28 protein-coding genes are annotated in these 21,354 nt (G+C 61.1%); 27 read left to right on the top strand and 1 reads right to left on the bottom strand.

Features of this window, described 5'->3' with window-relative positions:
* Positions 1-127 precede the first annotated feature (127 nt).
* Positions 128-4,342 (top strand): DNA-directed RNA polymerase subunit beta', encoded by a 4,215-nt coding sequence (gene rpoC / locus NOF55_RS12370; RefSeq protein ID WP_306411663.1) that lies wholly within the window; start codon positions 128-130, stop codon positions 4,340-4,342.
* A 334-nt stretch (positions 4,343-4,676) separates the two neighbouring features.
* The gene (locus tag NOF55_RS12365; RefSeq protein ID WP_306411662.1) at positions 4,677-5,738 is read left to right on the top strand and encodes a cytochrome-c peroxidase; all 1,062 of its coding nucleotides are present in this window, start codon (positions 4,677-4,679) and stop codon (positions 5,736-5,738) included.
* A 146-nt stretch (positions 5,739-5,884) separates the two neighbouring features.
* Here the strand turns inward: NOF55_RS12365 and NOF55_RS12360 are convergent, their stop codons facing one another.
* A complete protein-coding gene (locus NOF55_RS12360) occupies positions 5,885-6,178 on the bottom strand; it encodes a transcriptional regulator (RefSeq protein WP_306411699.1) in 294 nt (97 codons plus the stop codon).
* A gap of 536 nt (positions 6,179-6,714) precedes the next feature.
* Between NOF55_RS12360 and rpsL the strand changes: the two genes are divergently transcribed.
* From rpsL to rplO, 25 genes are all read left to right on the top strand, one after another.
* Complete coding sequence (rpsL, locus tag NOF55_RS12355) at positions 6,715-7,086, top strand: 30S ribosomal protein S12 (RefSeq protein ID WP_003507760.1); 372 nt, start codon at positions 6,715-6,717, stop codon at positions 7,084-7,086.
* An 80-nt stretch (positions 7,087-7,166) separates the two neighbouring features.
* Positions 7,167-7,637 carry a 30S ribosomal protein S7 gene (rpsG, locus tag NOF55_RS12350; RefSeq protein ID WP_306411661.1) on the top strand — a complete coding sequence of 157 codons (471 nt, stop codon included), beginning with the start codon at positions 7,167-7,169 and terminating at the stop codon, positions 7,635-7,637.
* A 29-nt stretch (positions 7,638-7,666) separates the two neighbouring features.
* On the top strand, positions 7,667-9,766 hold the full coding sequence (gene fusA / locus NOF55_RS12345) for an elongation factor G (protein WP_306411660.1): 2,100 nt from the start codon (positions 7,667-7,669) through the stop codon (positions 9,764-9,766).
* Positions 9,767-9,840: 74 nt separating this feature from the next.
* Entirely contained in the window at positions 9,841-11,016 is a 1,176-nt protein-coding gene (tuf, locus tag NOF55_RS12340) for an elongation factor Tu (protein ID WP_306411659.1), read from the top strand.
* Between the two features lie 291 nt (positions 11,017-11,307).
* Positions 11,308-11,616, top strand: a complete 309-nt coding sequence (rpsJ, locus tag NOF55_RS12335; protein ID WP_003507767.1) for a 30S ribosomal protein S10 — start codon at positions 11,308-11,310, stop codon at positions 11,614-11,616.
* A gap of 211 nt (positions 11,617-11,827) precedes the next feature.
* Positions 11,828-12,511, top strand: coding sequence for a 50S ribosomal protein L3 (gene rplC, locus NOF55_RS12330; RefSeq protein WP_306411658.1), 684 nt, complete (start codon positions 11,828-11,830; stop codon positions 12,509-12,511).
* Positions 12,512-12,523: 12 nt separating this feature from the next.
* Complete coding sequence (gene rplD / locus NOF55_RS12325; protein WP_306411657.1) at positions 12,524-13,144, top strand: 50S ribosomal protein L4; 621 nt, start codon at positions 12,524-12,526, stop codon at positions 13,142-13,144.
* Positions 13,141-13,434, top strand: a complete 294-nt coding sequence (locus NOF55_RS12320) for a 50S ribosomal protein L23 (protein ID WP_306411656.1) — start codon at positions 13,141-13,143, stop codon at positions 13,432-13,434. The genes rplD and NOF55_RS12320 overlap by 4 nt, the downstream gene beginning before the upstream one ends.
* A 25-nt stretch (positions 13,435-13,459) precedes the next feature.
* Positions 13,460-14,296, top strand: coding sequence for a 50S ribosomal protein L2 (gene rplB, locus NOF55_RS12315; RefSeq protein WP_306411655.1), 837 nt, complete (start codon positions 13,460-13,462; stop codon positions 14,294-14,296).
* 15 nt (positions 14,297-14,311) lie between these two features.
* Complete coding sequence (gene rpsS, locus NOF55_RS12310) at positions 14,312-14,590, top strand: 30S ribosomal protein S19 (RefSeq protein WP_306411654.1); 279 nt, start codon at positions 14,312-14,314, stop codon at positions 14,588-14,590.
* A 2-nt stretch (positions 14,591-14,592) separates the two neighbouring features.
* Positions 14,593-14,982: a 50S ribosomal protein L22 gene (gene rplV, locus NOF55_RS12305; protein WP_306411653.1), complete on the top strand. Its 390-nt coding sequence runs from the start codon at positions 14,593-14,595 to the stop codon at positions 14,980-14,982.
* Entirely contained in the window at positions 14,982-15,704 is a 723-nt protein-coding gene (rpsC, locus tag NOF55_RS12300) for a 30S ribosomal protein S3 (protein ID WP_306411652.1), read from the top strand. The genes rplV and rpsC overlap by 1 nt, the downstream gene beginning before the upstream one ends.
* Positions 15,705-15,742: 38 nt before the next feature.
* On the top strand, positions 15,743-16,156 hold the full coding sequence (gene rplP, locus NOF55_RS12295) for a 50S ribosomal protein L16 (protein WP_306411651.1): 414 nt from the start codon (positions 15,743-15,745) through the stop codon (positions 16,154-16,156).
* Between the two features lie 12 nt (positions 16,157-16,168).
* Positions 16,169-16,369: a 50S ribosomal protein L29 gene (rpmC, locus tag NOF55_RS12290; protein WP_306411650.1), complete on the top strand. Its 201-nt coding sequence runs from the start codon at positions 16,169-16,171 to the stop codon at positions 16,367-16,369.
* Positions 16,370-16,380: 11 nt separating this feature from the next.
* Positions 16,381-16,617, top strand: a complete 237-nt coding sequence (gene rpsQ / locus NOF55_RS12285) for a 30S ribosomal protein S17 (RefSeq protein WP_306411649.1) — start codon at positions 16,381-16,383, stop codon at positions 16,615-16,617.
* Positions 16,618-16,922: 305 nt separating this feature from the next.
* Positions 16,923-17,291 (top strand): 50S ribosomal protein L14, encoded by a 369-nt coding sequence (gene rplN / locus NOF55_RS12280; protein WP_022710948.1) that lies wholly within the window; start codon positions 16,923-16,925, stop codon positions 17,289-17,291.
* A gap of 12 nt (positions 17,292-17,303) precedes the next feature.
* Complete coding sequence (gene rplX, locus NOF55_RS12275) at positions 17,304-17,612, top strand: 50S ribosomal protein L24 (protein ID WP_306411648.1); 309 nt, start codon at positions 17,304-17,306, stop codon at positions 17,610-17,612.
* Positions 17,605-18,162 carry a 50S ribosomal protein L5 gene (gene rplE / locus NOF55_RS12270; protein ID WP_306411647.1) on the top strand — a complete coding sequence of 186 codons (558 nt, stop codon included), beginning with the start codon at positions 17,605-17,607 and terminating at the stop codon, positions 18,160-18,162. The genes rplX and rplE overlap by 8 nt, the downstream gene beginning before the upstream one ends.
* Positions 18,163-18,195: 33 nt before the next feature.
* Positions 18,196-18,501 (top strand): 30S ribosomal protein S14, encoded by a 306-nt coding sequence (gene rpsN, locus NOF55_RS12265; protein WP_306411646.1) that lies wholly within the window; start codon positions 18,196-18,198, stop codon positions 18,499-18,501.
* 12 nt (positions 18,502-18,513) lie between these two features.
* A complete protein-coding gene (rpsH, locus tag NOF55_RS12260) occupies positions 18,514-18,912 on the top strand; it encodes a 30S ribosomal protein S8 (RefSeq protein WP_306411645.1) in 399 nt (132 codons plus the stop codon).
* 43 nt (positions 18,913-18,955) lie between these two features.
* The gene (gene rplF / locus NOF55_RS12255) at positions 18,956-19,489 is read left to right on the top strand and encodes a 50S ribosomal protein L6 (RefSeq protein ID WP_306411698.1); all 534 of its coding nucleotides are present in this window, start codon (positions 18,956-18,958) and stop codon (positions 19,487-19,489) included.
* Positions 19,490-19,501: 12 nt separating this feature from the next.
* Positions 19,502-19,864 (top strand): 50S ribosomal protein L18, encoded by a 363-nt coding sequence (rplR, locus tag NOF55_RS12250; protein WP_306411644.1) that lies wholly within the window; start codon positions 19,502-19,504, stop codon positions 19,862-19,864.
* Positions 19,865-20,051: 187 nt separating this feature from the next.
* On the top strand, positions 20,052-20,621 hold the full coding sequence (rpsE, locus tag NOF55_RS12245; protein WP_306411643.1) for a 30S ribosomal protein S5: 570 nt from the start codon (positions 20,052-20,054) through the stop codon (positions 20,619-20,621).
* Between the two features lie 12 nt (positions 20,622-20,633).
* A complete protein-coding gene (gene rpmD, locus NOF55_RS12240) occupies positions 20,634-20,822 on the top strand; it encodes a 50S ribosomal protein L30 (protein WP_306411642.1) in 189 nt (62 codons plus the stop codon).
* 16 nt (positions 20,823-20,838) lie between these two features.
* Positions 20,839-21,315: a 50S ribosomal protein L15 gene (gene rplO, locus NOF55_RS12235; RefSeq protein ID WP_306411641.1), complete on the top strand. Its 477-nt coding sequence runs from the start codon at positions 20,839-20,841 to the stop codon at positions 21,313-21,315.
* Positions 21,316-21,354 lie beyond the last annotated feature (39 nt).

Raw genomic sequence — 21,354 nt, 5'->3', positions numbered from 1 at the left:
TTCGACGTCGGGAAAGTTTCGCCGCATTTTGCGGTTAAGTCCGTTTTAGAGCGCCGGTCCGGCTCCCGGGTATTCAAAGCCGGAACCAGAGCGCCAACCCAGGGCCTCGGCCCTTAAGGAGACAGGCATGAACCAAGAGGTCATGAATCTTTTCAACCCGCAGGTTCCGGCACAGCACTTCGATTCCATCCGGATTTCGATCGCTTCGCCGGAAAAGATTCTTTCCTGGTCCTACGGCGAGATCAAGAAGCCGGAGACGATCAACTACCGTACCTTCAAGCCCGAGCGCGACGGCCTGTTCTGCGCCCGCATCTTCGGCCCGATCAAGGACTACGAATGCTTGTGCGGCAAGTACAAGCGCATGAAGTACAAGGGCATCATCTGCGAAAAGTGCGGCGTCGAAGTCACGCTGTCGCGCGTCCGCCGCGAGCGCATGGGCCACATCGAACTGGCTGCGCCGGTTGCCCATATCTGGTTCCTGAAGTCGCTTCCCTCGCGCATCTCGACCCTGCTCGACATGACGCTGAAGGATGTCGAGCGCGTTCTCTATTTCGAGAACTACATCGTGACGGAGCCGGGCCTGACGGCGCTCAAGGAAAACCAGCTTCTGTCCGAAGAAGAGTACATGATCGCCATCGACGAGTATGGCGAGGACCAGTTCACGGCGATGATCGGCGCCGAGGCCATCTATGAGATGCTCGCCTCGATGAACCTCGAGAAGATCGCCGGCGAACTGCGCTCGGATCTGGCCGACACGACGTCCGATCTGAAGCAGAAGAAGCTGATGAAGCGGCTGAAGATCGTCGAGAACTTCATCGAATCCGGCAACCGTCCGGAATGGATGATCATGAAGGTCGTTCCCGTCATTCCGCCGGACCTGCGCCCGCTGGTTCCGCTCGACGGCGGCCGTTTCGCGACGTCGGACCTCAACGACCTGTACCGCCGCGTCATCAACCGCAACAACCGTCTGAAGCGTCTCATCGAGTTGCGTGCACCGGGCATCATCATCCGCAACGAGAAGCGCATGCTTCAGGAATCGGTCGATGCCCTGTTTGACAACGGCCGCCGCGGCCGCGTCATCACCGGCGCCAACAAGCGTCCGCTGAAGTCGCTGTCCGACATGCTCAAGGGCAAGCAGGGCCGCTTCCGCCAGAACCTGCTCGGCAAGCGCGTGGACTATTCCGGCCGCTCGGTCATCGTGACCGGCCCGGAACTGAAGCTGCACCAGTGCGGCCTGCCGAAGAAGATGGCGCTCGAACTGTTCAAGCCGTTCATCTACGCCCGCCTCGACGCCAAGGGTTTCTCCTCGACCGTCAAGCAGGCCAAGAAGCTGGTCGAAAAGGAAAAGCCGGAAGTCTGGGATATCCTCGACGAGGTGATCCGCGAGCATCCGGTCCTGCTCAACCGCGCGCCGACGCTGCACAGACTGGGCATCCAGGCCTTCGAACCGATCCTGGTCGAAGGCAAGGCGATCCAGCTGCATCCGCTCGTCTGCACGGCCTTCAACGCCGACTTCGACGGCGACCAGATGGCCGTCCACGTGCCGCTGTCGCTGGAAGCCCAGCTCGAAGCCCGCGTGCTGATGATGTCGACCAACAACATCCTGCATCCGGCGAACGGCGCACCGATCATCGTTCCGTCGCAGGACATGGTTCTCGGCCTCTACTACCTGTCGATCATGAACCAGAACGAGCCGGGCGAAGGCATGGCCTTCTCCGACATGGGCGAACTGCACCATGCGCTCGAAAACAAGGTCGTGACGCTGCACGCCAAGATCCGCGGCCGCTTCAAGACGGTCGACGAGGAGGGCAATCCGGTTTCGAAGATCCACGAAACCACGCCGGGCCGCATGATCATCGGCGAGCTTCTGCCGCGCAACCATCGCATCCCCTTCGACATCTGCAACCAGGAAATGACCAAGAAGAACATCTCCAAGATGATCGACACGGTCTACCGCCATTGCGGCCAGAAGGAGACGGTCATTTTCTGCGACCGCATCATGTCTCTGGGCTTCACCCATGCCTGCCGCGCCGGCATTTCGTTCGGCAAGGACGACATGATCATTCCCGACACCAAGGCGAAGATCGTCGGCGACACCGAGTCGCTGGTGAAGGAATACGAGCAGCAGTACAATGACGGCCTGATCACGCAGGGCGAGAAGTACAACAAGGTCGTCGACGCCTGGGGCAAGGCCACCGAGAAGGTCGCCGAGGAAATGATGGCGCGCATCAAGGCGGTGGAATTCGATCCGGATACCGGCCGCCAGAAGCCGATGAACTCCATCTACATGATGTCCCACTCGGGCGCCCGCGGTTCGCCGAACCAGATGCGCCAGCTTGGCGGCATGCGCGGCCTGATGGCCAAGCCCTCGGGTGAGATCATCGAGACGCCGATCATCTCGAACTTCAAGGAAGGCCTGACCGTGAACGAGTACTTCAACTCGTCGCACGGCGCCCGCAAGGGGCTCGCAGACACCGCCTTGAAGACCGCGAACTCCGGCTACCTGACCCGCCGTCTCGTCGACGTCGCGCAGGACTGCATCGTCACGCATGTCGATTGCGGAACCGAAAGCGGCCTGACCATGACCGCCATCGTCGATGCCGGCCAGGTCGTTGCCTCGCTCGGCGCGCGTATCCTCGGCCGCACGGCTCTCGACGATATCGATAATCCGGTGACTGGCGAGAACATCGTCAAGGCCGGAACGATGATCCTCGAAGCGGATGTGATCGAAATCGAAAAGGCCGGCATCCAGTCCGTCCGCATTCGTTCGGCGCTGACGTGTGAAATCCAGACCGGCGTTTGCGGCGTCTGCTACGGCCGCGACCTTGCGCGCGGTACGCCGGTCAACATGGGCGAGGCCGTCGGCGTCATCGCCGCCCAGTCGATCGGTGAGCCGGGCACGCAGCTTACGATGCGTACCTTCCACCTCGGCGGTACGGCGAACGTGGTCGACCAGTCGTTCCTCGAAGCGTCGTACGAAGGTACGATCTCGATCAAGAACCGCAACATCCTGCGCAACTCCGAAGGCGTTCTCGTCGCGATGGGCCGCAACATGGCCGTCATCATTCTCGACGAGCGCGGCGTCGAGCGTTCCTCGCAGCGCGTCGCCTACGGTTCGAAGATCTTCGTGGACGACGGCGACAAGGTGAAGCGCGGCCAGCGTCTGGCCGAGTGGGACCCCTACACCCGTCCGATGATGACGGAAGTGGCGGGCACCGTTCAGTTCGAGGACGTTGTCGACGGTCTGTCCGTTCTGGAATCGACCGACGAATCCACCGGGATCACCAAACGCCAGGTCATCGACTGGCGCTCGACCCCGCGTGGCGCCGACCTCAAGCCGGCCATCGTCGTCAAGGACGCGTCCGGCGCCGTGGCGAAGCTCTCGCGCGGCGGCGAAGCCCGCTTCCTGCTTTCGGTCGACGCCATCCTGTCGGTCGAGCCGGGCCAGAAGGTCAGCCAGGGCGACGTGCTTGCGCGTTCGCCGCTGGAAAGCGCCAAGACCAAGGACATCACCGGCGGTCTGCCGCGCGTGGCCGAACTCTTCGAGGCACGTCGTCCGAAGGATCACGCCATCATTGCCGAGATCGACGGTACGATCCGTCTGGGCCGCGACTACAAGAACAAGCGTCGCGTCATCATCGAGCCGGCGGAAGACGGCGTCGAGCCGGTCGAGTACCTGATCCCGAAGGGCAAGCCCTTCCACCTTCAGGAAGGCGACTACATCGAGAAGGGCGAGTACATTCTCGACGGCAACCCGGCGCCGCACGACATTCTGGCGATCAAGGGCGTGGAGGCTCTCGCTTCCTACCTCGTGAACGAAATCCAGGAAGTCTACCGCTTGCAGGGCGTGGTCATCAACGACAAGCACATCGAGGTGATCGTCCGTCAGATGCTCCAGAAGGTCGAAATCACCGATGCGGGCGATAGCCACTACATCGTCGGCGATAATGTCGACCGCATCGAACTGGACGATCTCAACGAGCGCCTGATGGAAGAAGGCAAGAAGCCCGCCTTCGGCGATCCGGTCCTGCTCGGCATCACCAAGGCCTCGCTGCAAACCCCGTCCTTCATCTCGGCCGCGTCCTTCCAGGAAACGACCAAGGTGCTGACGGAAGCCGCGATCGCCGGCAAGATGGACACGCTCCAGGGCCTGAAGGAAAACGTCATCGTCGGTCGTCTGATCCCGGCCGGTACGGGCGGCACCATGACCCAGATCCGCCGCATCGCGTCCTCGCGCGACGAGATGATCCTCGACGAGCGCCGCAAGTCGACGGGTGCCTCCGTTGCAACGCCGATGTTGCAGGAGCTTTCCGACGGCGATTCAGTTCCGGCCGGCGAATAAGCCCGGCCTGAACGAATGGAAACATGGAAAAGCCCGGCCATTGGCCGGGCTTTTTCGCGTTCCGCATGTGCGGAGAGCCGGTCAGAAGCCTTTCGGCAACAGGGGAGGCGGGTCCGTGCCCGCAAATGCGTCCCGTTCGCTGATCGGGTTTCAGGGCGGGTCTGTGCGAAAACGCGCCGTTTTGCGTTTTGATAAATCGTCCAAGACAGAAAGTCGCAGGGGTATTCATTGAAAAAATCAATTTATCTTGCGGTTTGTTGATCTGGCGCAAAGGTGCGCATTCAAACGGTTCTAATGTTCGGGTTGTCACGAGATTCAACGAACGGAGGCCGTTATGAAATCTCTCCTCACCAGTATGGCTGCCCTGCTTTTCGCAGGTGTCGCGACTGTCGCCCTTGCGGCGGATCCGACGCCCGCCGAAGTCAGGGAATTTGCCCTCGATATCTTCAGACCGTTACCGTCCACGGTTCCGGCCGTGAAGGACAACCCGATCACCCCCGCCAAGATCTCGCTCGGCAAGGCGCTGTTCTTCGATCCGCGCATGTCGGCATCGGGCGTGTTCTCCTGCTATTCGTGTCACAACCTCACGACCGGTGGTGACGACAACCTCGAAACCTCGATCGGCCACGGCTGGCAGAAAGGCCCGCGTAACGCACCGACCGTTTTCAACGCCGTCTTCAACACCGCACAATTCTGGGACGGTCGCGCGGACGACCTGAAGGCGCAGGCCAAGGGGCCGGTCCAGGCGGGCGTCGAAATGGCGAACACGCCGGACAACGTGGTCGCGACGCTGAAGTCGATGCCGCAATATATCGAATGGTTCGAAGCGGCGTTCCCGGGCGAAGACGATCCGGTGACGTTCGACAATTTCGCAATGGCCATCGAAGCGTTTGAAGCGACCCTCATCACGCCTGCGCCGTTCGATTCCTTCCTGAACGGTGACGACGCCGCGTTGTCCGAGGAGGCGCTTGCCGGCCTGAACCTGTTCATGGACAAGGGCTGCGCATCCTGCCACAACGGCATCAACGTTGGCGGCGAGGGGTACTATCCGTTCGGTCTGGTTGAAAAGCCCGGCGCGGATGTCCTGCCGGAAAACGACATGGGCCGCTTCGCGGTCACGGAAACGGCTGACGATTCCTACGTCTTCCGTGCCGGGCCGTTGCGCAACATCGCCCTGACCGCGCCCTATTTCCATTCGGGCAAGGTCTGGGATCTGAAGCAGGCGGTCGAGATCATGGCCGTTTCGCAGCTCGGCGAAGAGGTCACGGATGACGAGGCGAACAAGATCGTCGCCTTCCTCGATTCGCTGACGGGCAGGGCACCGGAAGTCACCCTGCCGATTCTGCCTGCCGAAACGGACTCGACGCCGCGTCCGAGCGCGCAGGTCGTGCAGTAAGAGGCTCGTCCATTGGGCGTCCGGCGGTGACATTCCCCTAAGCCGCCGGAATGCAACGGTATCCCCCGACCATATGGAAGATGAGTCGAAGGCCGCCCGGATTTCCGGGCGGTCGTTTCGTTCGGGCCGGCAACGCGGCCGGCCGGTCAGCCGAAGCGGATGATTGAAACCTCGCCCTGAAGCGCGCCCTGGTAGGCGGAGGCGTGGGGCTCTTCTTCCGGCGCGCCCATCAGAACCCCGATCTGGTCCAGATCCGCCTCGGCGAAGCCTTCTTCCGAAAGCGCGTTCAACGCCTCGCGCACCGCCGAATCGTCATCGGGGGCGGACAGCAGGATATGCAGATCGACGCCCTCGGAATCGGGGCCTTCGTAACCTTTGGCAATGATGATGAACACCATCGGGCCATCGGTGGAATTGTCGTTGTCGGCGGCGGTGATCATCTCATGCGTCCTCTGTGTCGGGAGTGCCAAGGGAATCGAGAGGCGAGAGGCTTTACCTTTCCCTGAACGATTCTTTAATTTGCTTTGGTGAAAAGCCCAAATCATTCTTCCGTAAACAGGCAGATAGTCACCGAATTGAGCGCCGGCGCCCGCGCCGCCGGTGTCGGGGGAGGGATGGCGGCCGGAGAATAATGGCGTGCCGGTCTTGACGCGGCTGGACGAAAACAGTAAACGCCGCACATCAAAATCCGTGACGGGGGTGGCTTTTCGGAAGTCCAAGTTCCGCGCCTCTCTCCGAAGCGGATTTCGCACGTGGGAATACAAGTGCTGCACGCATGACGTATCTCGGTACGTCCTCTGTTCTTTATGTGGTCCATCCGCGAATTGGCGGATCGGCCATCTTTTGCGCATGAGAAAATCGACGTGTAGCCGCAGGGCTCCGGTTTGACCGGCATCCCTGCGCGACAGGAATGCCGGAAACGGCGCAAGTGGGGCCCGCAAGGGCATTGTGACAAGATTTTGCAAGGGATGGTTATATGCCTACCGTAAACCAGCTGATCCGTAAGCCGCGTCAGGCACAGGTAAAGCGCAATAAGGTTCCTGCCCTGCAGGAAAACCCGCAGAAGCGTGGTGTTTGCACCCGCGTCTACACGACGACCCCGAAGAAGCCGAACTCGGCGCTGCGTAAGGTTGCCAAGATCCGCCTGACCAATGGCTTCGAAGTCATCGGCTACATTCCCGGCGAAGGCCACAACCTTCAGGAACACTCCGTCGTCATGATCCGTGGCGGCCGCGTGAAGGACTTGCCGGGCGTGCGTTACCACATCATTCGTGGCGTTCTCGATACCCAGGGTGTCAAGAACCGCAAGCAGCGCCGTTCGAAGTACGGTGCGAAGCGTCCGAAGTAATTCGGCCTGAACCCAAATTCCGGTGCCGCGCGAGGTTCTCCGCGTGATAAGGTGCCAGTAACCGTTGAGAGACAAAGAATATGTCCCGTCGCCATAGTGCAGAAAAGCGTGAGATCAATCCGGACCCGAAGTTCGGCGATCTGGTCGTCACGAAATTCATGAACGCCATCATGCTTCACGGCAAGAAGTCCGTCGCCGAAACGATCGTTTACGGCGCCTTCGATGTCGTCGAGTCCAAGACGAAGCAGGAACCGGTCACGGTTTTCCACCAGGCTCTCGAGAACGTCGCCCCCCACGTCGAAGTTCGTTCTCGCCGCGTCGGTGGCGCGACCTATCAGGTTCCGGTGGACGTCCGTCCGGAGCGCCGCCAGGCCCTCGCCATCCGCTGGCTGATCGCCGCTGCCCGCAAGCGTAACGAAACGACGATGGTCGAGCGTCTCAGCGGAGAGCTGATGGATGCCGCCAACAATCGTGGTTCCGCTGTCAAGAAGCGCGAAGACACGCACAAGATGGCTGATGCGAACCGCGCGTTCTCGCACTATCGCTGGTAATCCAACGCGTTCGAAAGGCAGTCCACTCCATGGCTCGCGAATATAAAATCGAAGACTACCGTAATTTCGGTATCATGGCGCACATCGACGCCGGCAAGACGACGACGACGGAGCGTATCCTTTACTACACCGGCAAGTCGCACAAGATCGGCGAAGTGCATGACGGCGCTGCTACCATGGACTGGATGGAGCAGGAGCAGGAACGCGGCATCACCATCACGTCGGCGGCGACCACGACCTTCTGGAAGGGTCGCGACGGCAAGATGCGCCGCTTCAACATCATCGACACCCCCGGCCACGTCGACTTCACCATCGAAGTCGAGCGTTCGCTGCGCGTGCTTGACGGCGCTGTCGCCCTTCTCGATGCCAATGCCGGCGTCGAGCCGCAGACGGAAACCGTCTGGCGTCAGGCCGACAAGTACAACGTGCCGCGGATGATCTTCTGCAACAAGATGGACAAGACCGGTGCGGACTTCTACCGCTCCGTCGAGATGATCAAGACCCGTCTCGGTGCCACCGCCGCCGTCTGCCAGCTTCCGATCGGCGCCGAAACCGAATTCAAGGGCGTCGTCGACCTGATCGAGATGAATGCCCTGGTCTGGCGCGACGAGTCGCTCGGCGCTGCCTGGGACGTCGTCGAGATTCCGGACGACCTGAAGGAACAGGCCGAGGAATGGCGTGAGAAGCTGATCGAGACCATCGTCGAAATCGACGAGGAGGCGATGGAAGCCTATCTCGAAGGCAACTACCCGGACAACGACAAGATCCGCGCCCTGATCCGTCGCGGCACGATCGACGTGAAGTTCTTCCCGATGTTCTGCGGCTCCGCCTTCAAGAACAAGGGCGTTCAGCCGCTGCTCGACGCCGTTGTCGAATATCTGCCGTCGCCGGCCGATATTCCGGCCATCAAGGGCATCGACGTCAAGACGGAAGCCGAAATCGAGCGTCATGCCGACGACTCCGAGCCGCTGTCCATGCTGGCGTTCAAGATCATGAACGACCCCTTCGTCGGTTCACTGACCTTCTGCCGCATCTACTCGGGCAAGCTCGAGAAGGGCTCGTCGGTCATGAACACGGTCAAGGAAAAGCGCGAGCGCGTCGGCCGCATGCTTCAGATGCACTCCAACTCGCGTGAAGACATCGAAGAAGCCTTCGCCGGCGACATCGTCGCTCTGGCCGGCCTCAAGGAAACCACGACGGGCGACACGCTGTGCGATCCGCTGCATCCGGTTATCCTCGAGCGCATGGAATTCCCCGAGCCGGTCATCCAGATCGCCATCGAGCCGAAGTCCAAGGGCGACCAGGAAAAGATGGGCCTCGCCCTCAACCGCCTGGCGGCCGAAGACCCGTCCTTCCGCGTCAAGTCCGACGAGGAATCCGGCCAGACGATCATCGCCGGCATGGGCGAGTTGCACCTCGACATTCTCGTCGACCGCATGCGTCGCGAGTTCAAGGTCGAGGCGACCGTCGGCGCGCCGCAGGTTGCCTATCGTGAAACCATCACGAAGAAGCACGAGGAAGACTACACCCACAAGAAGCAGTCCGGCGGTACCGGTCAGTTCGCGCGCGTCAAGATCGTGTTCGAGCCGAACCCGGATGGCGACGAATTCGTCTTCGATTCCAAGATCGTCGGCGGCGCCGTTCCGAAGGAATACATTCCGGGCGTCCAGAAGGGTATCGAAAGCGTCCTGTCGTCGGGTCCGCTTGCGGGCTTCCCGATGCTCGGCGTGAAGGCCACGCTGATCGATGGTGCGTTCCATGACGTCGACTCGTCGGTTCTCGCCTTCGAAATCGCATCGCGCGCCTGCTTCCGCGAAGCGGCCAAGAAGGCCGGTGCCCAGCTTCTCGAGCCGATGATGAAGGTTGAAGTCGTCACGCCGGAAGACTATGTCGGCGATGTGATCGGCGACCTGAACTCCCGCCGTGGCCAGATCCAGGGTCAGGAGAGCCGCGGCATCGCGGTCGTCATCAACGCCCATGTTCCGCTGGCGAACATGTTCAAGTATGTCGACAACCTGCGCTCCATGTCGCAGGGCCGCGCTCAGTACTCGATGGTCTTCGACCACTACGCACCGGTGCCGACCAACGTCGCCGCTGAAATCCAGGCCAAGTACTCCGGTCAGAAGTGACCGGAGCCCTTCTGGGCTTCTAGATAAACCTATTCAGAATCATCCCCGCAAGGGGGCAGATTGGAGAGCCGAAAATGGCAAAGAGCAAGTTTGAGCGGACGAAGCCGCACGTTAACATTGGTACGATCGGGCACGTTGACCACGGCAAGACGTCTTTGACGGCTGCGATCACGAAGTTCTTCGGGGAGTTCAAGGCGTACGACCAGATCGACGCTGCTCCGGAAGAAAAGGCGCGCGGCATCACGATCTCGACGGCACACGTCGAGTACGAGACGGCGAACCGCCACTATGCGCACGTCGATTGCCCCGGCCACGCCGACTACGTGAAGAACATGATCACGGGTGCTGCGCAGATGGACGGCGCGATCCTGGTGTGCTCGGCTGCCGACGGCCCGATGCCGCAGACGCGCGAGCACATCCTGCTGGCCCGTCAGGTCGGCGTTCCGGCGATTGTGGTGTTCCTGAACAAGGTCGACCAGGTGGACGACCCGGAACTTCTGGAACTGGTCGAGCTTGAAGTCCGCGAGCTTCTGTCGTCCTACGACTTCCCCGGCGACGATATCCCGATCATCAAGGGTTCGGCTCTGGCCGCTCTTGAAGATTCGGACAAGACGATCGGTGAAGACGCGATCCGCGAGCTGATGGCCGCCGTCGACGCCTACATCCCGACGCCCGAGCGTCCGATCGACCAGCCGTTCCTGATGCCGATCGAAGACGTGTTCTCGATCTCCGGCCGCGGTACGGTTGTGACGGGCCGCGTCGAGCGCGGGATCGTCAAGGTCGGCGAGGAAGTCGAGATTGTCGGCATCCGTCCGACGTCGAAGACGACGGTGACGGGCGTGGAAATGTTCCGCAAGCTTCTGGACCAGGGCCAGGCCGGCGACAACATCGGCGCGCTGGTTCGCGGTGTGAACCGTGACGGTGTCGAGCGTGGCCAGATCCTGTGCAAGCCGGGTTCGGTTAAGCCGCACAAGAAGTTCAAGGCTGAAGCCTACATCCTGACGAAGGAAGAGGGCGGCCGTCATACGCCGTTCTTCACGAACTACCGTCCGCAGTTCTACTTCCGCACGACGGACGTGACGGGGATCGTTACGCTTCCGGAAGGCACGGAAATGGTGATGCCGGGCGACAACGTGACGGTCGACGTCGAGCTGATCGTTCCGATCGCGATGGAAGAGAAGCTGCGCTTCGCGATCCGCGAAGGCGGCCGCACGGTCGGCGCCGGTATCGTCGCCTCCATCGTCGAGTAATCCCCGACAGGGGGGGGCGCCAACAAGCGCCGTTCCCCGTTGGTCATCTCTGGTCGAAGCATGCGGATATCCCGCATGCCTCTCGATTTACCGGTAGCGCGAAAAAATCGCGCTGCCGTGGGCGTTCGGTCATTGCATCGGACGCCGATTCCGTATATGTGGCGGGTCGTTTTACAGATACCGGCATAGGGCGATTTGCTCTTTGCGATCTTTGAAGCTGTAGCACCCGGATAACGAATGACGAACCGCCTCGTCAGAGGCATTCGCTTAACAAGAACAAGGACAAGTCGAATGAACGGCCAGAATATCCGCATCCGCCTCAAGGCGTTTGATCACCGGATTCTTGACGCCTCCACGCGGGAAATCGTTTCGACGGCCAAGCGCACGGGTGCTTCGGTCCGCGGTCCGGTGCCGCTGCCGACGCGGATCGAAAAGTTCACTGTCAACCGCTCGCCCCACGTGGACAAGAAGAGCCGTGAACAGTTCGAGATGCGCACCCACAAGCGTCTGCTCGACATCGTTGATCCGACCCCCCAGACCGTCGATGCCCTGATGAAGCTCGACCTGGCTGCCGGCGTCGACGTCGAAATCAAGCTGTAATGCGACCTCCCGTGTCGGTTCCGGCGCGGGTGAGGCTTGCCGCTTGACTATAAGAGGTCCGGCTGAGGCCGAAACAACAAGGAAGGTACGTGGGGTCCTCCCAGCGTCTTCCAGAAACAGGAGACCGGAAAGCCGGATGGCTTGACGGGAACTCTTCAACAAAGAGGCATGCGGGGTTTTCCCGGCAAGGACTCTCAAGAGGAACGAATCGATGCGTTCAGGTGTGATTGCACAGAAAGTAGGGATGACCCGCGTCTACAACGACGCCGGTGAGCACATCCCGGTAACGGTTTTGCGGCTGGACAACGTTCAGGTTGTCGCGCAGCGTACCGTCGAGAAGAACGGCTACACGGCCGTGCAGCTCGGCGCGGGTGCCGCGAAGGTCAAGAATACGTCGAAGGCCGAGCGCGGCCATTTCGCCATCGCCCAGGTCGAGCCGAAGGCGAAGCTGGTCGAATTCCGCGTCTCCGAGGACAACCTCATCGATGTCGGCGCCGAACTGACGGCCAGCCACTTCGTTGCCGGTCAGTTCGTCGACGTGACGGGCACGACGATCGGTAAGGGGTTCGCCGGTGCCATGAAGCGCCACAACTTCGGCGGTCTGCGCGCCACGCACGGCGTGTCCGTCTCACACCGTTCGCACGGCTCGACCGGTTCCAACCAGGATCCGGGCAAGGTCTGGAAGGGCAAGCGCATGGCCGGCCACATGGGCCAGACCCGCGTCACGACCCAGAACCTCGAGGTCGTTTCGACCGATGAGGATCGTGGTCTCATTCTCGTCAAGGGCGCTGTTCCTGGTTCCAAGGGTTCCTGGATCGTCGTTCGCGACGCCGTAAAGGCCGCTGTTCCGGAAAGCGCTCCGCGCCCGGCCGGCCTGCGCGCAGCATCCAAGTAAGGGAGCCGAAAAATGGATCTCACCGTCAAAACGCTTGAGGGGAAGGACGCCGGCACGATCTCGTTGTCGGATACCGTTTTCGGTCTCGAACCCCGTGAAGACATCATCGCCCGCGTCGTTCGTTGGCAGCTTGCCAAGAAGCAGCAGGGCACCCACAAGACCAAGGGCCGTTCGGAAGTCTCCCGCACCGGCTCCAAGATGTACAAGCAGAAGGGCACGGGCCGCGCCCGTCACCATTCCGCACGTGCTCCGCAGTTCCGCGGCGGCGGCAAGGCCCACGGCCCGGTCGTTCGCAGCCATGCCTTCGACCTGCCGAAGAAGGTTCGCGCCCTCGGCTTGCGTCATGCCCTGTCCGCCAAGCTCCGCGCCGAAAGCCTGATCGTCGTCGACGACCTCGCCGCCGCCGAAGCCCGGACGAAGCTGCTCGCCGGCAACCTCGAGACGCTCGGCCTGACCAACGCACTGATCATCGGCGGTTCTGAAGTTGACGCCAACTTCGCGCTCGCTGCCAAGAACATCCCGAATGTCGATGTTCTGCCGGTTCAGGGCATCAACGTTTACGACATTCTGCGCCGTGGCACCCTGGTGCTCTCCAAGGCTGCGGTCGAAGCTCTGGAGGAGCGGTTCAAATGACTGATCTTCGCCACTACGACGTGATCGTCTCTCCGTCGATCACGGAAAAGTCCACGCTGGTATCCGAACAGAACCAGGTGGTGTTCAACGTTGCCAAGGGCGCTTCCAAGCCGGAAATCAAGGCTGCCGTCGAAGCTCTCTTCGGTGTCAAGGTCAAGGCCGTGAACACGCTCGTCCGCAAGGGCAAGATCAAGCGTTTCAAGGGCTTCGCTGGCAAGCAGAAGGACGTCAAGAAGGCCGTCGTGACGCTTGCCGAAGGCCAGTCGATCGACGTCTCCACCGGTCTTTGACGGCTAGCCTGAAGGGAATAGAAAAATGGCATTGAAAAGTTTCAATCCGACGACCCCGAGCCAGCGCCAGCTCGTCATTGTCGACCGCTCCGGTCTGTACAAGGGCAAGCCGGTCAAGGCGCTGACGGAAGGTCTGTCCTCCAAGGGCGGCCGTAACAACGCCGGTCGCATCACCGTCCGCTTCCAGGGCGGCGGTCACAAGCGCACCTATCGTCTGGTCGACTTCAAGCGTCGCAAGTTCGACGTTGAAGCCACTGTCGAGCGTCTGGAATACGACCCGAACCGTACTGCCTTCATCGCTCTCATCACCTATGCTGATGGCGAACAGGCCTACATCCTGGCTCCGCAGCGCCTCGCCGCCGGCGACAAGGTCATCTCCTCGCAGAAGGCCGTCGACGTCAAGCCGGGCAACACCATGCCGTTGCAGTCCATTCCGGTCGGCTCGATCGTTCATAACGTCGAGCTGAAGCCGGCCAAGGGCGGCCAGATCGCCCGTTCCGCCGGCACCTATGTCCAGCTCGTCGGCCGCGACGCCGGGATGGCCATCCTGCGCCTCAACTCCGGTGAACAGCGTCTCGTACATGGCTCGTGCCTGGCAACCATCGGCGCCGTTTCCAACGCCGACCACGGGAACATCAACGACGGCAAGGCCGGCCGTTCGCGCTGGCGCGGCAAGCGTCCGCACGTTCGCGGCGTCGTCATGAACCCCGTCGACCACCCGCACGGTGGTGGCGAAGGCCGCACGTCCGGTGGCCGTCATCCGGTGACGCCGTGGGGCAAGCCGACGAAGGGCAAGCGCACGCGCTCGAACAAGTCCACCGACAAGTTCATCATGCGTTCGCGCCATCAGCGCAAGAAGTAAGAGAGGAAGTCAGAAATGGCTCGTTCAGTATGGAAAGGCCCGTTTGTTGACGGATATCTTCTCAAGAAGGCTGAGAAGGTGCGTGAAGGCGGGCGTAGTGAAGTCATCAAGATCTGGAGCCGCCGCTCCACGATCCTGCCGCAGTTCGTCGGCCTGACGTTCGGCGTCTACAATGGCTCCAAGCATGTTCCGGTCAGCGTCAACGAAGACATGGTCGGCCACAAGTTCGGCGAATTCGCTCCGACCCGTACCTATTACGGCCACGGTGCGGACAAGAAGGCGAAGAGGAAATAATCATGGGCAAGGCAAAAACCGAACGCCGGCTCAAGGAAAACGAAGCGCAGGCTATTGCCCGCACGCTTCGTGTCAGCCCGCAGAAGCTCAACCTGGTTGCCGCGCTCATCCGCGGCAAGAAGGTCGACCGCGCGCTGGCCGAACTGGAGTTCTCCCGCAAGCGGATCGCCGGCACGGTCAGGAAGACCCTGGAATCGGCCATCGCGAACGCCGAAAACAACCACGACCTCGACGTCGACAGCCTGATCGTCGCCGAGGCCTACGTCGGCAAGTCCATCGTCATGAAGCGTTTCCACGCCCGTGGCCGTGGCCGTGCATCGCGTGTCGAGAAGCCGTTCGCGCACCTGACCATCGTGGTGCGTGAAGTCCAGGAAAAAGGGGAGGCTGCATAATGGGCCAGAAAATTAATCCGATCGGTTTCCGTCTCGGCATTAACCGCACCTGGGACAGCCGCTGGTTCGCCGATAACGCGGAATACGGCAACCTCCTGCACGAAGACCTGAAGATCCGCGCCTTCGTCCAGAAGGAACTGAAGCAGGCCGGCATCGCCAAGGTGGTCATCGAGCGTCCGCACAAGAAGTGCCGCGTCACGATCCACTCGGCCCGCCCGGGTCTCATCATCGGCAAGAAGGGCGCCGACATCGAAAAGCTTCGCAAGAAGCTTTCCGAAATGACGCAGTCCGAAACGCACCTCAACATCGTCGAAGTGCGCAAGCCGGAAACCGATGCGACGCTGGTCGCCCAGTCGATCGCCCAGCAGCTCGAGCGTCGCGTGGCTTTCCGCCGTGCGATGAAGCGCGCCGTGCAGTCGGCGATGCGTCTCGGCGCCGAAGGCATCAGGATCACCTGCGCCGGCCGTCTGGGTGGCGCTGAAATCGCCCGTACCGAATGGTATCGCGAAGGCCGCGTTCCGCTTCACACGCTGCGCGCCGACATCGACTACGGCACGGCCGAAGCCGAAACCGCCTACGGTATCTGCGGTATCAAGGTCTGGATCTTCAAGGGTGAAATCCTTGAGCACGATCCGATGGCTTCCGAGCGCCGGGCGCTCGAAGGCGACTCGCAGGGCTCTTCCAACCGTGACCGTGGCGACCGCCGCCGCGAGAACGCTTGATCAACGCTGGCGAAAGATAAGCTCGGAGAAGTAAGAAAATGTTGCAGCCAAAGCGTACAAAGTATCGCAAGCAGTTCAAGGGTCGCATCAAGGGTGTGGCCAAGGGCGGCTTCGACCTTGCCTTCGGTGAATTCGGTCTGAAGGCTCAGGAACCCAACCGCGTCAACGCGCGCGAGATCGAGGCGGCCCGCCGCGCGATCACGCGCTACATGAAGCGCGCCGGTCGCGTCTGGATCCGCGTTTTCCCCGATGTTCCGGTCACGGCCAAGCCGACCGAAGTTCGTATGGGTAAGGGCAAGGGTTCGGTCGAATACTGGGCGGCCAAGGTCAAGCCTGGCCGCATGATGTTCGAGATCGACGGTGTGAGCGAGGAAATCGCCCGTGAGGCCCTGCGCCTCGGCGCAGCCAAGCTCTCGGTCAAGACGCGCTTCGTACAGCGCATCGCAGAGTAAGGGATTGAGCCAATGAAAGCCGCAGACGTTCGCGCGCTGAGCGCAGACCAGCTGAAGGAAGAGCTTGCCAAGCTGAAGAAGGAGCAGTTCAACCTGCGCTTCCAGAAGGCCACCGGCCAGCTTGAAAAGACCTCGCGGGTCACGGAAGTCCGCAAGGACATCGCCCGCATCAAGACCATTGCCCGCCAGAAGGCGGCCGAAGCCAAGGCCTAAGGACCAGATCGATGCCGAAAAGAATTCTTCAGGGTGTCGTCGTGAGCGACAAGAACGAAAAGACTGTCGTGGTCCGCGTCGAGCGCCGTTTTGCGCACCCGCTGCTTCAGAAGACCGTTCGCCGGTCCAAGAAGTACAAGGCCCATGACGAGAGCAACCAGTACAAGGTCGGTGACGTCGTTTCCATCCAGGAATGCGCGCCGATCTCCAAGGACAAGCGCTGGACGGTGATTGCCGCCCAGGCGTGACGAATACGGATTTTCCGTAGCGGATCCATCCCGGATGCCTTCGCGGCATTCGGGATCGTTCGTTGAAGGATAAGGCCCTCCGGAGGACAAGAATCTTCGGGCGGGCCTTGTACTTTTTGGAAAACGCTGTATGAAGCACGCGACTGGAGCGGAAGGAAGTCCGGAATCGGGCCTCCTGCCGCTTCCATGCTGTTTACGCTTCGCCGAAGGCGGGGCAGGCGGCATGAAATTGAACCTTAGTCAATAAGCCGGGTCAGGGGGTGCTTCACCCAACCGGCCTGGTAACAACAAGAAGGCGACCTGACATGATTCAGATGCAAACAAACCTCGACGTGGCGGATAATTCCGGCGCACGTCGTGTCATGTGCATCAAGGTGCTGGGCGGCTCCAAGCGCAAGTATGCTTCGGTCGGCGACATCATCGTCGTTTCGATCAAGGAAGCTATTCCGCGTGGCCGCGTCAAGAAGGGCGACGTGATGAAGGCCGTGGTGGTTCGTACCGCCAAGGACATCCGCCGTCCGGACGGCAGCGTCATCCGTTTCGATAACAACGCGGCCGTTCTTATCGACAACAAGAAAGAGCCGATCGGCACCCGTATCTTCGGACCGGTTCCGCGCGAACTCCGCGCCAAGAGCCATATGAAGATCATCTCGCTGGCTCCGGAAGTGCTGTAAGGAGCAATCGAGATGCAGAAGATTCGTAAAGGCGACAAGGTCGTCGTAATCACCGGCAAGGACAAGGGCCGTCAGGGCGAAGTCCTTCAGGTTCTCCCGAAGGAAGATCGGGCCGTCGTTCGCGGTGTCAACGTCGTCAAGCGCCACCAGCGCCAGACGCAGACCCAGGAAGCCGGCATCATCACCAAGGAAGCCTCGGTCCATCTTTCCAACCTTTCGATCGTCGACAAGGACGGCAAGCCGACCCGCGTCGGTTTCAAGGTTGTTGAAGGCAAGAAGGTCCGTGTGGCCAAGCGTTCGGGAGAAGTGATCGATGGCTGAGGTAAAGTACGAGCCGCGGCTGAAGACGGAATACGCCTCGCGTATTCGCGCCAAGTTGCAGGAAACCTATTCGTACAGCAACGAGATGCAGATTCCGAAGCTGTCGAAGATCGTGATCAATATGGGTGTGGGCGAATCCACGGCCGACTCGAAGAAGCCCACCGTTGCCGCCGCCGACCTGGCTGCGATCGCGGGCCAGAAGCCGGTCATCACCCGTGCACGCAATTCCATCGCGGGCTTCAAGCTTCGCGAGGGCATGCCGATCGGCGCCAAGGTGACGCTGCGCGGCGTTCGCATGTATGAATTCCTAGATCGCCTGGTCAACATCGCGCTCCCGCGCGTTCGCGACTTCCGCGGCCTGAACCCGAAGTCCTTTGACGGCCGTGGCAACTTCGCTATGGGCATCAAGGAGCACATTGTGTTCCCGGAGATCAACTACGACAAGGTTGATCAGATGTGGGGCATGGACATCATCGTTTGCACGACGGCCAAGACCGACGACGAAGCCCGGACTCTTCTGAAAGAGTTCAACTTCCCGTTCCGTCAGTAACCGTAACGACGAGCGTAGAAAAGGAACTTCAATATGGCGAAAACAAGCGCAGTTGAAAAGAACAAGCGCCGCCGCAAGACCGTCGCCAGCCAGGCCGCCAAGCGTGCCAAGCTGAAGGCGATCATCATGGACCAGGCCCTTCCGATCGAAGACCGGTTCAAGGCAACCCTCAAGCTGGCGGAACTGCCGCGCGACGGCTCCAAGACCCGCATTCGCAACCGTTGCGAAGTGACCGGTCGCCCGCGCGCGTTCTACCGCAAGCTCAGGATGTCGCGTATCGCGCTTCGCGAGCTGGGCAATCTCGGCAAGGTGCCGGGCATTGTGAAGTCGAGCTGGTAAGGAGACGGGAAGATGACCATGACTGATCCGTTGGGCGATATGCTCACCCGTATCCGCAATGGCGCCGCTCGTCGCAAGTCGACGGTGTCCACGCCGGCCTCCAAGCTTCGCGTCCGCGTTCTCGACGTTCTCCAGGCCGAGGGCTACATTCGTGGCTACAGCCAGGTCGAGTCCGGCAGCGGCAAGGCCGAGTTGCAGATCGAACTCAAGTACTATGAAGGCGCTTCGGTCATCCGTGAGATCGGCCGCGTGTCCAAGCCGGGCCGCCGGGTTTATGTCTCGGTGAAGTCCATTCCGCAGGTCGCGAACGGCCTCGGCATCACCATCCTTTCGACTCCGAAGGGCGTGATGGCCGATCACCAGGCTCGCGAACAGAATGTTGGCGGTGAGGTTCTCTGCTCGGTCTTCTAAGACCGGTCAGGGGAACTCCATAACGAACAGACAGGATTTAAACATGTCTCGTATCGGTAAAAAGCCCGTTCCGGTTCCTGCTGGTGTGACGGCCTCTGTCGAAGGACAGAAGGTCACGGCCAAGGGCCCGAAGGGTGAACTTTTCTTCGTCGCGAATGACGAAATCGCTCTCGCGCTGGAAGACAACGCCATTTCGGTCACTCCGGTGAACGAAACGAAGGATGCTCGTTCGAAGTGGGGCATGTCCCGCACGATGATCGAGAACATCTTCAAGGGCGTCAAGGACGGTTTCGAGCGCAAGCTTGAAATCAACGGCGTCGGTTATCGTGCCGCCCTGCAGGGCAAGAACCTGCAGCTCGCGCTCGGTTTCAGCCACGACGTGATCTACGAACCGCCGCAGGGCATCACCATTGCAGTGCCGAAGCCGACGGAAATCGTCGTCACCGGCATCAGCAAGCAGCAGGTTGGCCAGGTTGCGGCCGAAATTCGCGAATTCCGTGGCCCCGAGCCCTACAAGGGCAAGGGCGTCAAGTATGCGGAAGAGCGGATTGTCCGCAAGGAAGGCAAGAAGAAGTAAGGATCACGCGAAATGGCTAGCAGGAAACAAGCACTTGCCAAGCGCGCGAGCCGCGTGCGCCGCCAGCTCAAGGCGGTTGCGAACGGTCGTCCGCGCCTGTCGGTTCATCGCTCGTCGAAGAACATCTACGCCCAGATCATCGATGACGTCGCCGGCCGCACGCTTGCCGCCGCTTCGACGCTCGACACCGGTCTGCGCACCGAACTGAAGACCGGGGCCGACACGGCCGCCGCCGCCGCCGTCGGCAAGCTCGTCGCCGAGCGTGCCACCGCTGCGGGCGTCAAGGAGGTCGTGTTCGACCGTGGCGCCTTCATCTATCACGGCCGCATCAAGGCTCTTGCCGAGGCTGCCCGTGAAGGTGGCCTGAGCTTCTGAGTTTGCCTGGAAATCCTTATTCGGGGTTTCCGTAAAACTTTGGTTGAAAATGTCGGCCCGGACTGATATCCGGGCCGTCGTCTTGGGTGAAAGCCCGTCGTCTGCCGCACGCTCCCTGTGAACAGGGCGCGGCGCGGTTATCATTGTGTCCGCCGATTGCATCCGGAAAAGAAAAAGGAAGAGGACAATGGCACAGAAGGAAAGGGCTCCGCGCGATGATCGCGGCAGCCGTGAAGAGCGCGACAGCGAGTTCGTCGACAAGCTGGTCGCTATCAACCGCGTCGCCAAGGTGGTGAAGGGCGGCCGTCGTTTCGGCTTTGCCGCTCTCGTCGTCGTCGGCGACCAGAAGGGCCGGGTCGGTTTCGGTCATGGCAAGGCGCGTGAAGTGCCGGAAGCCATCCGCAAGGCCACCGAAGCCGCCAAGCGCGACCTGATTTTCGTTCCGCTTCGTGACGGTCGCACGCTGCATCACGACGTCAACGGCCGTCATGGCGCCGGCAAGGTTCTGCTGCGCGCCGCCAAGGCTGGTACCGGCATCATCGCCGGCGGTCCGATGCGCGCTGTCTTCGAAACGCTCGGCGTCAACGACGTCGTCGCCAAGTCGACGGGTTCTTCGAACCCCTACAACATGGTGCGCGCCACGTTCGATGCGCTGAAGCATCAGGTCCATCCCAAGGACATCGCTGCCCAGCGCGGCATCAAGTACGCCACCCTTCAGGCTCGTCGCGCGGATGCCGGCGTGTCCTCCGAAGAGTAAGAGGAGGCAGGGATGACCAAGAAGACGATCACTGTCGAACAGATCGGCAGCCCGATTCGCCGTCCGGAAGTCCAGCGCAAGACGCTGATCGGTCTGGGCCTCAACAAGATGCACCGTCGCCGCACGCTGGAAGATACGCCGGCTGTCCGCGGCATGATCCGTGCTGTTCAGCATCTCGTTCGCGTCGTCGACGAGAAGTGACACGGAGGAACCTGTCATGAAGCTCAATGAAATCAAGGACAACGAAGGCGCCAGCAAGAGCCGCACCCGCGTCGGTCGCGGTATCGGCTCCGGCAAGGGCAAGACCGGCGGTCGTGGCGTGAAGGGTCAGAAGGCTCGTTCGGGCGTTTCGATCAACGGCTTCGAGGGCGGCCAGATGCCGATCTACCGCCGTCTGCCGAAGCGTGGCTTCAACAACATCTTCGCTTCCGAATATGTTGTCGTTTCGCTCGGCCGCATCCAGGATGCGATCACGGCCGGCAAGCTCGACGCCGCCAAGACGATCGATGCCGAAGCGCTCAAGGCGGCCGGCGTCGTCCGTCGCGTCAAGGACGGCGTTCGCGTTCTGTCGGATGGCGAACTGAAGTCGAAGGTGACGATCGAAGTCGCCGGCGCCTCCAAGGCTGCCGTCGAGAAGATCGAAAAGGCCGGCGGTTCGATCAAGCAGCTCGCAGCAGCGGCTGTCGCCGAATAAATCGCGAATGCGAACCGCCCGGTTCTTCAATCCGGGCGG

This window comes from Ectorhizobium quercum, assembly GCF_026552795.1.
Lineage (GTDB): Bacteria > Pseudomonadota > Alphaproteobacteria > Rhizobiales > Rhizobiaceae > Ectorhizobium > Ectorhizobium quercum.
The sequence above is the reverse complement of the archived record's forward strand: the minus strand, read 5'-3'. Positions and strand labels throughout refer to the sequence as shown.

What these genes read in the sequence shown, in the direction of transcription:
- fusA (WP_306411660.1), top strand. Translation starts at nt 7,667, where the DNA reads ATGGCTCGCGAATATAAAATCGAAGACTACCGTAATTTCGGTATCATG.
- rpsC (WP_306411652.1), top strand. Translation starts at nt 14,982, where the DNA reads ATGGGCCAGAAAATTAATCCGATCGGTTTCCGTCTCGGCATTAACCGC.
- rpsG (WP_306411661.1), top strand. Translation starts at nt 7,167, where the DNA reads ATGTCCCGTCGCCATAGTGCAGAAAAGCGTGAGATCAATCCGGACCCG.
- rpsH (WP_306411645.1), top strand. Translation starts at nt 18,514, where the DNA reads ATGACCATGACTGATCCGTTGGGCGATATGCTCACCCGTATCCGCAAT.
- rplB (WP_306411655.1), top strand. Translation starts at nt 13,460, where the DNA reads ATGGCATTGAAAAGTTTCAATCCGACGACCCCGAGCCAGCGCCAGCTC.
- rpsL (WP_003507760.1), top strand. Translation starts at nt 6,715, where the DNA reads ATGCCTACCGTAAACCAGCTGATCCGTAAGCCGCGTCAGGCACAGGTA.
- rplN (WP_022710948.1), top strand. Translation starts at nt 16,923, where the DNA reads ATGATTCAGATGCAAACAAACCTCGACGTGGCGGATAATTCCGGCGCA.
- rplR (WP_306411644.1), top strand. Translation starts at nt 19,502, where the DNA reads ATGGCTAGCAGGAAACAAGCACTTGCCAAGCGCGCGAGCCGCGTGCGC.
- rpoC (WP_306411663.1), top strand. Translation starts at nt 128, where the DNA reads ATGAACCAAGAGGTCATGAATCTTTTCAACCCGCAGGTTCCGGCACAG.
- NOF55_RS12320 (WP_306411656.1), top strand. Translation starts at nt 13,141, where the DNA reads ATGACTGATCTTCGCCACTACGACGTGATCGTCTCTCCGTCGATCACG.
- rpsE (WP_306411643.1), top strand. Translation starts at nt 20,052, where the DNA reads ATGGCACAGAAGGAAAGGGCTCCGCGCGATGATCGCGGCAGCCGTGAA.
- rplX (WP_306411648.1), top strand. Translation starts at nt 17,304, where the DNA reads ATGCAGAAGATTCGTAAAGGCGACAAGGTCGTCGTAATCACCGGCAAG.
- rplC (WP_306411658.1), top strand. Translation starts at nt 11,828, where the DNA reads ATGCGTTCAGGTGTGATTGCACAGAAAGTAGGGATGACCCGCGTCTAC.
- rpmC (WP_306411650.1), top strand. Translation starts at nt 16,169, where the DNA reads ATGAAAGCCGCAGACGTTCGCGCGCTGAGCGCAGACCAGCTGAAGGAA.
- NOF55_RS12365 (WP_306411662.1), top strand. Translation starts at nt 4,677, where the DNA reads ATGAAATCTCTCCTCACCAGTATGGCTGCCCTGCTTTTCGCAGGTGTC.
- rplV (WP_306411653.1), top strand. Translation starts at nt 14,593, where the DNA reads ATGGGCAAGGCAAAAACCGAACGCCGGCTCAAGGAAAACGAAGCGCAG.
- rpsN (WP_306411646.1), top strand. Translation starts at nt 18,196, where the DNA reads ATGGCGAAAACAAGCGCAGTTGAAAAGAACAAGCGCCGCCGCAAGACC.
- rplP (WP_306411651.1), top strand. Translation starts at nt 15,743, where the DNA reads ATGTTGCAGCCAAAGCGTACAAAGTATCGCAAGCAGTTCAAGGGTCGC.
- rpsS (WP_306411654.1), top strand. Translation starts at nt 14,312, where the DNA reads ATGGCTCGTTCAGTATGGAAAGGCCCGTTTGTTGACGGATATCTTCTC.
- rpsQ (WP_306411649.1), top strand. Translation starts at nt 16,381, where the DNA reads ATGCCGAAAAGAATTCTTCAGGGTGTCGTCGTGAGCGACAAGAACGAA.
- rpsJ (WP_003507767.1), top strand. Translation starts at nt 11,308, where the DNA reads ATGAACGGCCAGAATATCCGCATCCGCCTCAAGGCGTTTGATCACCGG.
- rplD (WP_306411657.1), top strand. Translation starts at nt 12,524, where the DNA reads ATGGATCTCACCGTCAAAACGCTTGAGGGGAAGGACGCCGGCACGATC.
- rpmD (WP_306411642.1), top strand. Translation starts at nt 20,634, where the DNA reads ATGACCAAGAAGACGATCACTGTCGAACAGATCGGCAGCCCGATTCGC.
- rplE (WP_306411647.1), top strand. Translation starts at nt 17,605, where the DNA reads ATGGCTGAGGTAAAGTACGAGCCGCGGCTGAAGACGGAATACGCCTCG.
- NOF55_RS12360 (WP_306411699.1), bottom strand. Translation starts at nt 6,178, where the DNA reads ATGATCACCGCCGCCGACAACGACAATTCCACCGATGGCCCGATGGTG.
- tuf (WP_306411659.1), top strand. Translation starts at nt 9,841, where the DNA reads ATGGCAAAGAGCAAGTTTGAGCGGACGAAGCCGCACGTTAACATTGGT.
- rplO (WP_306411641.1), top strand. Translation starts at nt 20,839, where the DNA reads ATGAAGCTCAATGAAATCAAGGACAACGAAGGCGCCAGCAAGAGCCGC.
- rplF (WP_306411698.1), top strand. Translation starts at nt 18,956, where the DNA reads ATGTCTCGTATCGGTAAAAAGCCCGTTCCGGTTCCTGCTGGTGTGACG.